Source organism: Streptomyces sp. NPDC057486, from assembly GCF_042802415.1.
GTDB classification, from domain to species: domain Bacteria; phylum Actinomycetota; class Actinomycetes; order Streptomycetales; family Streptomycetaceae; genus Streptomyces; species Streptomyces yanii.
On sequence record NZ_JBHVEE010000025.1, the window covers coordinates 39468 to 48767 of the forward strand.

Genomic DNA, 9300 nt, shown 5'->3' on the forward strand with positions numbered 1-9300 from the left:
GGGGACACCCATGCTCTCGTTCCTCTCCCGCCGTGTCATGTGGATGGTCGTTACCCTGTGGGCGGTCTCCCTGGCCTCGTTCTTCATCATCAGCCTGCCGCCCGGCGACTACGTCTCGACTCTCCAGGCCGAGGCGGAGAGCCGCGGCGAGATGATGAGCGATTCGCAGCTCTCCGCCCTGCGCTCCCGCTACGGCCTGGACCAGTCCTTTCTCGCCCAGTACTGGAAGTGGATCTCCAACATCGTCTTCCACGGGGACTTCGGGCAGGCGTTCGCCTGGAACAGCCGCCCTGTCTCCGACCTCATCTGGGACCGCGTCGGACTCTCCTTCTTCCTCTCCGTCTCCACCCTGCTGTTCGTCTGGGCCATCGCCTTCCCGATCGGGATACTCTCCGCGGTGCGCCAGTACTCGCCCGGCGACTACGTGGCCACCTTCTTCGGCTTCTTCGGCATGGCGGTGCCCGAGTTCCTGCTCGCCCTCGTCTTCATGTGGGCCGGCATGCGGTTCTTCGGGACCAGCCCCGGCGGCCTGTTCTCCCCCGAGTACCAGGACGCCGCCTGGAACCTCGGCAAGGTGCTCGACATGGGCGCCCATCTGTGGCTTCCCATCGTCATCATCGGGATGTCCGGTACCGCTGGCCTGATCCGCACCACTCGCGCCAACCTCCTGGACGAGCTGTACAAACCGTACGTCGTCGCGGCGCGCGCCCGCGGGATGCCCGAATGGAAGCTGCTGCTCAAGTATCCGGTCCGGATGTCCATGAGCCCGTTCTTCTCCACCGTCGGTTGGCTGCTGCCGGGCCTCATCAGCGGCGAGACCATCATCTCCATCGTCATGAGCCTGCCCACCACCGGACCGCTCCTGCTGAGCGGTGTGGAGAACCAGGACATGTACCTCGTGGGCAGCTTCGTCCTGATCCTGTCCACCCTCACCGTCATCGGGACTCTGATCAGCGACCTCGCCCTCGCCTGGTGGGATCCCAGAATCCGGCACCGCTACGAGGGAGGGTGAGCCGCCGTGCTGACCAGGAACCACAAGCCGGCCGCACCGTCGGCCGAGGCGGACCCGGAGCTCGACTTCGATGCCGCGGCCGCCAGGAGCTCCCCCTGGCGGCTGGTGTGGCGCAAGTTCCGCAAGCACAAGCTGGCCGTGGCGGGCGCAGTGGTCGTGCTCCTCGCCTACATCGTCGTCGTCTTCGCCGAGTTCCTCGCGCCCGCCTCGACCAGCACCAGCGACTCCACCCTCACCTACGCCCCGCCCCAGATGGTCAAGGTCGACCTGAGCTGGTCCGACGGCCTGCAGATGTACGTCAACGGCTACCGCACCGAGCGCGATCCCGAGACCTTGGAGCAGATCCACACCCTCGACCCCGACCTGCGTGTCCCCTTGAGGTTCCTCCCGCGCGGCGACTCCTACGAGATGTGGGGGATCATCCCCTGGGACCGCCATCTCTTCGGCGCGGCCCATGCCAAGGACAAGGTCTTCCTGCTCGGCAGCGACCGGCAGGGACGTGACCTGCTGTCCCTGATCATCCAGGGCTCGCGGGTCTCGCTCTCCATCGGCCTCATCGGGGTCGCAGTGAGCTTCGTGCTCGGCCTGCTGTTCGGCGGCGTCTCCGGCTACTACGGCGGCGCCCCCGATACGCTCATCCAGCGCGTCATCGAGTTCCTGATGGCGATCCCCACTCTGCCCCTGTGGCTCTCCCTCTCCGCCGCTGTGCCGGCCGACTGGGGGCCCATGATGCGGTACTTCGCCATCACCACCATCCTTTCCGTCCTCGGCTGGACCGGACTCGCCCGCGTCGTGCGCGGACGGTTCCTCTCGCTGCGCGAGGAGGACTTCGTGACGGCTGCGCGGCTGGACGGCTGCGGCCGCATCCGGATCATCTTCCGGCACATGGTCCCGTCGATGTCCAGCCATGTCATCGCCTCGCTCACCATGGCCGTCCCGGCGATGATCCTCGGCGAGACCGCCATGAGCTTCCTCGGTCTGGGCCTCCAGTCGCCCGCCGTGAGCTGGGGCGTCCTGCTCCAGGAGGCCCAGAACGTGCGGACGCTGGAGACGGCGCCGTGGCTGCTGATACCCGGCGTCGCGGTCTTCGTGACCGTGCTCGCCATGAACTTCGTCGGTGACGGGCTGCGGGACTCCGCGGACCCGTACAAACAGTAAGGGGGTGCGATGCCGACGACAGAGGCATCGTGGGAGCGTCAGCAGACGCCACCGCGGCAGAACATTCTCGAAATCGAGGGTCTGCACACGCAGTTCGAACTCGATGACGGCGTCGTGCTGGCCGTCAGCGGCGTCGACCTCGCCATCGCCCGGGGTGAAGTCCTCGCCGTGGTGGGGGAGTCGGGCTGCGGCAAGAGCGTCATGGCGCGCTCCGTGCTGCGTCTCGTGGACCGGCCCGGCAGGATCACCGGCGGACAGATCCGGGTGCGCACCGACGACGGCGCGGCCGACATGGTGAGCGCCGCCCCCGAGACCGTCCGGGAGGTGCGGGGCAAGCGGGTCGCCATGGTGTTCCAGGAGCCGATGTCCTCGATGAGCCCCATGCACACGATCGGCAACCAGATCGGCGAGGCGATCCGGCTCCACGAGCGTGTCACCAAGGCCGAAGCCCGTGCCCGCGCCGTCGAACTCCTCGGCCGCGTCGGCATCCCCGCACCCGAACGACGCGTCGACGAGTACCCGTTCCAGATGAGCGGCGGCATGCTGCAGCGCGTCATGATCGCCATGGCGCTCTCCTGCGGCCCGCAGCTGCTCATAGCCGACGAGCCGACGACCGCGCTCGACGTCACCACCCAGGCCCAGATCCTCGACCTGCTGCGCGGCCTCCAGGAGGAGACCGGAATGGCGGTCATGCTGATCACCCACGACCTCGGGGTCGCCGCCCAGATGGCCGACCGCGTCGCCGTGATGTATCTGGGCACCGTCGTCGAGGAGGGGCGCGTCGAGGACGTGTTCCGGGCGCCGCGCCATCCGTACACCAGAGCGTTGCTGCGCTCGGTGCCCAAGCTCGGGTCCGGATCGCGTGAACGGCTCCGGCCGGTCCGCGGCATGGTGCCGCATTCCTACCGGCGGCCGTCCGGATGCCCCTTCCACCCGCGCTGCGACGAGTTCATGGCCGGCCGTTGCGACGTGACGGTCCCGGTGCCGCTGCGGGACCACGGCCGTCCGGGCGCGGTGAGCTGCCTGCTGTACGAGACGCACGAGGAGCACGAGGAGCACGAGGAGACCACCCCATGACGGCACCGCCCTCCGAAGTCACGGCCACGGCCGCAGCCACGGCCACCGGAACCGCCCCGCTGCTGCGGACACACGGCCTCACCAAACACTTCCCCATCCGGCGAGGACTGCTGGGCCGCGCCGTCGGCCGGGTACGCGCGGTCGACGGAGTGGACCTGACCGTCCCGGCCGGCCGCACCGTAGCCCTGGTGGGAGAGTCGGGCTGCGGCAAGAGCACCCTGGGCCGTTGTCTGATGCGGGTCTTCGAACCCACCTCCGGCGAGATCTCCTACCGTCGCACCGACGGCACGGTGATCGACCTGGCCAAGCTCGACGAGCGTGCCCTCAAGCCGTACCGCAGCGAGATCCGGCTGGTCTTCCAGGACCCGTTCGCCTCGCTCAACCCCCGCATGACGCTGCTCCAGATCATCAGCGAACCGCTGCGCGTCAACCTCGGTCTCGGCGCCGCCGAGACCGAGGAGCGGGTCGCTGAGCTCCTGCGCCGCGTCGGGCTGCGCCCCGAGTACCTGCGGCGCTACCCCAACGCCTTCAGCGGCGGCCAGCGCCAGCGCGTCGGCATCGCCCGTGCCCTCGCGCTCGCCCCGCGCATGGTCGTGGCGGACGAGGCTGTCAGCGCGCTCGACGTGTCGGTGCGGGCGCAGATCCTCAACCTGCTGAAGGACATCCAGGACGAGTCCGACCTGACGTACCTGTTCATCTCCCACGACCTGGGCGTCGTGGAATACATGGCCGACGAGATCGCGGTGATGTACGTGGGCAAGGTCGTGGAGACGGGGGCGACAGACGAGCTGTACGGGCAGCCGATGCACCCCTATACCGAGGCCCTGCTGTCCGCGGTGCCCGAACCCGACCCGGGGGCGCGCCGCCGGGAGCGCGTGGTGCTGCGCGGTGAGGTGGCCGACGCCTCGAACGTGCCGCGGGGCTGCCCGTTCCACCCGCGCTGCTTCTACGCGCGCGACCGCTGCCGCACGGAGGTGCCGGCGCTGCGGGAGATCGCACCCGGCAGGACGTCGGCCTGCCACTTCGCCGGAGAACTGGAACTGAAGGGATGCCGAACATGACGGGAACGGAACAGGGGAGGGGGTCGGCGCACGACCCGAGATTCGATGGTGTGCTGCGGCCCCGGCCGGGCGATCCCGGTGTGCGGGAGGCGCTGCTGCCCGCCCCGCACCCGGGCGACAGCCACTCCGCGAGCCTCCTCGAACTCGACGACGGTGACCTGCTGTGCGCCTGGTTCAACGGCCCCGACGAGGGCGACCGCGACACCAATGTGGTGCTGTCCCGGCTGCCGCTCGGCGGCGACCGCTGGACCGGGGCCATGGCGATGTCCGCCGACCCGGACCGCTCCGAGCAGAACCCGGTGCTCGACCAGCGGCCGGACAGCACCGTGTGGCTGTTCCACCCGTCCAACGAGCCGCACGACCAGAAGACCGCGCACCTGGTCGCCCGCACCTCGCACGACGGCGGCCGCACCTGGGATCCCGCGCACATCGCCCATGAGGGACCGGGCGTCTTCGTACGCAACCCGCCGCTCGACCCCGGTGACGGAAGCCTGCTGCTGCCCGCCTACCGCTGCCGCGCCGAGGGGGAGCACAGCACCGTCCTGATCAGCGAGGACGAGGGCGCCTCATGGAAGGAGTACGACGTCGAGGGGAGCGACCACCTGGTCCAGATGAGCGTCGTCCGGCGCGTCGACGGTTCGCTGCTCGGCCTGCTGCGCAGCCGCGCCGCCGACCGCATCCACGCCACCGTGTCCACCGACTCCGGACGCAGCTGGAGCAGGGCGGTGCCGACCGAGCTGCCCAACAACAACTCCGGCGTTCAGGTCACCCGGCTCGACAGTGGTGCCCTGGCGCTGGTCTACAACCACGCGAGCCTGGAACGCGGCGAGTTCCGCTGGGTCGGCGAGGGCGAGGGCCGCCGCAGGAAGGCACTGCGCACCCCGCTCACGGTGGCCCTCTCCGACGACGACGGCCGCACCTGGCCGGTGCGCCGCGACCTCCAGTGCGCCGACGACGAGTACTGGGAGGCCGGCGAATTCGGCTACTCCTACCCCTGCGTCATACAGAGCCGCCGCGACGGCCTGCTGCACATCGCCTACTCCTACCTCCGCAGGACGATCAAGCACGTCACCGTCTCCGAGGACTGGGTCAGGGAAGGACGCTCATGACCACCGGCACCACGGTGGAGCGCTGGGGCACCTTCGAGCTGACGCTCGGCGGCCCGGCCGACGGGAACCCCTACCGCGACGTCGAGTTCGGCGCAGAGTTCCGCCACGGCCACCGGGTGGTGCCCGTCGACGGCTTCTACGACGGAAACGGCGTCTACCGCGTCCGGTTCATGCCGGACCGGGAGGGCGCCTGGACGTACACCACGCGCTCCCGCGCCCCGGCCCTCGACGGCACCGCAGGCGGCTTCACCTGCACCCCGGCCGGCCCGGGCAACCACGGCCCGGTCCGGGTCGCGGGCCCGAGGACCTTCCGGTACGCCGACGGCACCCGGTACCTGCCGTTCGGCACCACCTGCTACCACTGGACCCACGACGAGGACCTCAAGGCGGAGGAGGAGACACTGCGCACCCTCGCAGCGTCCCCCTTCAACAAGGTCCGCATGTGCCTGCTGCCGACGCTCGACATGGCACCGCCCCGGCTGGTCTTCCCCGGCCTCGGCCCGGGCCGGCCCCGGCCCGGCGAGCTGGACAGGTCCCGTTTCGACCCGGCGTTCTTCGCCCACTTCGAAGCACGGGTGCGCGACCTGCTGGAGCTGGGCGTCGAGGCCGACGTCATCATCCTGCACCCGTACGACAAGGGGCACTGGGGTGTGGACGACATGAGCTCCGAGGAGGACCTGTTCGTCGTCCGGTACGTCGTCGCCCGCCTAGCCGCATACCGCAACGTCTGGTGGTCGGTCGCCAACGAGTACGACTTCAACAAGGCCAAGACCGTCGAGGACTGGACCCGCATCGGCCAGTACGTCCAGCGCCGCGACCCGTACCAGCACCTGCGGTCCATCCACAACGGCACCCGGATGTACGAGTACGAGCGGATCTACGACTTCCGCCACGCCTGGACCACCCACCAGTCCATCCAGCACTGGGACGCGCGGATGGCCCCCGAGTGGCTGGACCGGGTGCGAAAGCCGGTGGTGATCGACGAGATCGGCTACGAGGGGGTGCTCGGCCGCCGCTGGGGCAACCTCTCGGGCCGGGTGCTCCTGCGCCAGTTCTGGCACGGTATGGCCGCGGGCGCCTATGTCGGACACGGCGAGTGCTTTCCCGAGCAGGATCCGGACGACTGGGCCTGGATCTCCCGAGGTGGCCGGCTGCACGGCGAGATCCCGGCACGCATCGCGTTCCAGCGCCGGCTGTGGGAGGAGTCGCCCGATGCGCGGTTTCGGTACTTCGGCGACCGGCTGCACCGCCATTACGACGTGGAACTGCCCGACGACGGTGCCCCCCGGGTCCTCGACCTGATCGACACCTGGAACATGACGGTGAGTCCGCTGCCCGGCGGGCCGTACCACGGCACGGTCCGCGTTCCAATGGACCACCGGCCGGACCTGGCCCTGCGCATCCGGAAGGTGACATGAAAACGCACTCTGCGGCTCCGCGCACGGACCACGGGCCCGTGCGCGTACACGGAACCCGTTTCCGGCACGAGGACGGCACCCCCTTCCATCCGTTGGCCACCAGCGTCCTGCAGGCCGATGAGAAGACCCTGCGGGCCCTGAAGGACGCCCCGTTCACCAAGGTGCGGCTACTCGACCACGCCCTTCCGCTGGACGTCCTCGATCACCAGGTCGCGGCGCTCGGCGCACTCGGCCTGCAGGCGGAGGTGATGCTGGACGGCCGGGACATCCCCCGGACCGTCGCCCGGCTGGCGGGCCGGCCCAACGTCTGGTGGTGCGCGCCCCCTGTCCACGAGGCGCAGACCGATGTGCAGGAGCACGACCACGGACACCACCCGCTCACCGTGCACGGCCCGCCCGGGACCGACTTCGGCGCCCCGTGGATCACGCACGCCTCGGTCGCGCACCCGCAGACGCGGGCCGTGTCGGGCCTGGTGCGGGATCTCCGCAAGCCAGTCCTCGTCGACGACTGCGGCGCCGAGGGCGACGACCCGGAGGATCCAGAGCGTGCCCTGACCGGAACGGAGCTGCTCTGCCGCCTCTGGGAGGCGGTGTGCCGTGGCGGCTACGGCGGGCACGCCGAGGCGTGGGGCGAGGACGCCTGGAGCGACGGCGGAGGCCGACTGAGCGGCACCGCCGTGGAGCGCGTCGCCTTCCTCGGGGATGTGCTCGGCGCGGCCCCGGCCGGCCTCGGCCACACTCCCGAGACGTACGACGCCTCGACCTTGGAGGCGCCCGGCGAGTACGTCCTGCAGTACCTCGGGCCGCACCGCTACCCCAGGCGTTCCTTCGCGCTGCCCGGCGGCACCTGGAGCGTGGAGGTCCTGGACACCTGGAACATGTCGGTGCGGGAGCTCGACGACGCCGGCGGCGACCGGGTGACGGTCGAACTGCCTGCGGAGCCGTACCTCGCGATACGGCTCCGCAGGCGGTGACTCACCAGTCGAAGCCGGCCGCCACCTGGGACTTGATGTAGGCGGGGATGTCGGTCTTCTCGGTGATCTCCAGCGCCGAGGAGACCTTCAGCCCGTCCCGCAGGACGTGCTGCCGGAACACCATGTACAGCGGCAGGTCCCAGAACTCCGTGTTCTCGTAGTCCCGCACGACGGCGTTGTCACCCCAGAAGACCGCCGAGGTGTCGATCCTGTCCAGTTCGGGGATCGCGGTGCCGAAGGCGGCCTCGACGGCGCCCGAGCGCAACGCGGGCTTCAGGGCGTGCCGGGACAGCTCGGTCTGGCCCTCCTGGGACACCAGCCACTTGAGGACCTGGAGGGCCTGGGCCTTCTTGGAGGACTGCGGCGGCAGGAACGCGGCGATGGTGTTGGGCTGGTAGACGGCGTTGTCGCCCCTGCCGAGCACCGGCACGGACGTGATGCCCAGGTCGATCTTCTTGGCCAGCTCGCGCCACTTGTCCGCGTCGTCCTCCTCCAGGTACAGCGAGCTTCCCGCGTACGCGGGAAGTTTGCGGAGGTTGTCCACCGCCATCGCCACGCTGCCGGTGGTCAGGTAGTCGTCCACCGTCGTGAAGATGTTGTGCGGGTGGAGCAGGAAGCGCTCCAGGTTGCTGCCGAGCAGCTGCCAGCCCTCCGACGTGATGTTCACCTTCACGTCCTCGGGCGCGGGTGCGCTGCCCCGCCCGGGCACGAACGGATACAGACCGAGCTGGTTGAACTCCAGGTACATGTCCGGATGCTGGAGGTATCCCTTGTACGCGACCAGGTCCTGCTCGAAGGTCAGCTTCTTGGCGAGGCGGAAGGCCTCGTCGTAGGTGACTCCGTTGGCCGGGGTCCTCAGATTCTTCTTGTCGAAGACCTTCTTGTTGTGGAACATGATGTACTCGTCCACGAACACCGGCACGCCGTACAGGCCGCCGTCCGAGCGGGCCTTGATCTGGGCGACGGCGCCCGGGTTGAGGGAGCCGAGGTCGATGCCGGTGGCCCGCAGGTCGTCGGTGAGGTCGCGGGTCCAGCCACGTGGTTCCAGATCACGGTCGATGCGCCGGCGTGGGTCCTCCAGGATGATGTCGGGAACGACGCCCGCCTTGTCCAGGTCCTCGTACCGGACCGGCTGGTCCCAGGCCACGGCCTTGATCTTCAGGCCGGGGAAGGCCGCGCGCATCGCGTCGCCCACGACCGTGTCGAAGAAGCCGGGGTACTCGAACGGCTTGTAGTTGGCCATGAAGACGAACAGCTCGTCGTCGCAGACTTCGAACGGCTCGTCGTACTTGTTCGGGATGGCGGTGCAGGAGGCGCCGGACGCGGAGGTGGTGACCCGCCCGGTGGCGGTACGGGCCTGGGCCGGAGTGGACGCGCCGATGCCGACTCCGGTGAGCGTCGCGGCGCCGACCGCGGCGGCGGCTCCGCCGACGAACTTCCGGCGGCTCGGCGGCTGCTGTTCACTCTGCTGCGGGTGTGGGGTCATACGTG

8 protein-coding genes are annotated in these 9300 nt (G+C 69.6%); 7 read left to right on the forward strand and 1 reads right to left on the reverse strand.

The window, feature by feature from the left end; all coding sequences use genetic code 11:
• The first annotated feature begins 10 nt into the window (after nucleotides 1–10).
• Genes ACFU6I_RS14700 through ACFU6I_RS14730 form a run of 7 tightly spaced genes read left to right on the forward strand, consistent with a single transcriptional unit; the run spans nucleotide 11 to nucleotide 7809 of the window.
• Complete coding sequence (locus ACFU6I_RS14700; RefSeq protein WP_384365613.1) at nucleotides 11–1012, forward strand: ABC transporter permease; 1002 nt, start codon at nucleotides 11–13, stop codon at nucleotides 1010–1012.
• Between the two features lie 6 nt (nucleotides 1013–1018).
• Nucleotides 1019–2170: an ABC transporter permease gene (locus tag ACFU6I_RS14705; RefSeq protein ID WP_384365616.1), complete on the forward strand. Its 1152-nt coding sequence runs from the start codon at nucleotides 1019–1021 to the stop codon at nucleotides 2168–2170.
• Nucleotides 2171–2179: 9 nt separating this feature from the next.
• Nucleotides 2180–3247 (forward strand): ABC transporter ATP-binding protein, encoded by a 1068-nt coding sequence (locus ACFU6I_RS14710; protein ID WP_384365619.1) that lies wholly within the window; start codon nucleotides 2180–2182, stop codon nucleotides 3245–3247.
• Entirely contained in the window at nucleotides 3244–4308 is a 1065-nt protein-coding gene (locus ACFU6I_RS14715; protein WP_384365622.1) for an ABC transporter ATP-binding protein, read from the forward strand. The genes ACFU6I_RS14710 and ACFU6I_RS14715 overlap by 4 nt, the downstream gene beginning before the upstream one ends.
• The gene (locus ACFU6I_RS14720; protein ID WP_384365625.1) at nucleotides 4305–5417 is read left to right on the forward strand and encodes an exo-alpha-sialidase; all 1113 of its coding nucleotides are present in this window, start codon (nucleotides 4305–4307) and stop codon (nucleotides 5415–5417) included. The genes ACFU6I_RS14715 and ACFU6I_RS14720 overlap by 4 nt, the downstream gene beginning before the upstream one ends.
• On the forward strand, nucleotides 5414–6835 hold the full coding sequence (locus ACFU6I_RS14725) for a DUF5060 domain-containing protein (RefSeq protein WP_384365628.1): 1422 nt from the start codon (nucleotides 5414–5416) through the stop codon (nucleotides 6833–6835). Before ACFU6I_RS14720 ends, ACFU6I_RS14725 begins: the two co-directional genes overlap by 4 nt.
• Nucleotides 6836–6873: 38 nt before the next feature.
• Nucleotides 6874–7809 carry a DUF5605 domain-containing protein gene (locus ACFU6I_RS14730; protein ID WP_384365631.1) on the forward strand — a complete coding sequence of 312 codons (936 nt, stop codon included), beginning with the start codon at nucleotides 6874–6876 and terminating at the stop codon, nucleotides 7807–7809.
• A 1-nt stretch (nucleotide 7810) separates the two neighbouring features.
• On the opposite strand, the gene ACFU6I_RS14735 is transcribed toward ACFU6I_RS14730, so the two are convergent.
• On the reverse strand, nucleotides 7811–9295 hold the full coding sequence (locus ACFU6I_RS14735; protein WP_384365634.1) for an ABC transporter substrate-binding protein: 1485 nt from the start codon (nucleotides 9293–9295) through the stop codon (nucleotides 7811–7813).
• Nucleotides 9296–9300 lie beyond the last annotated feature (5 nt).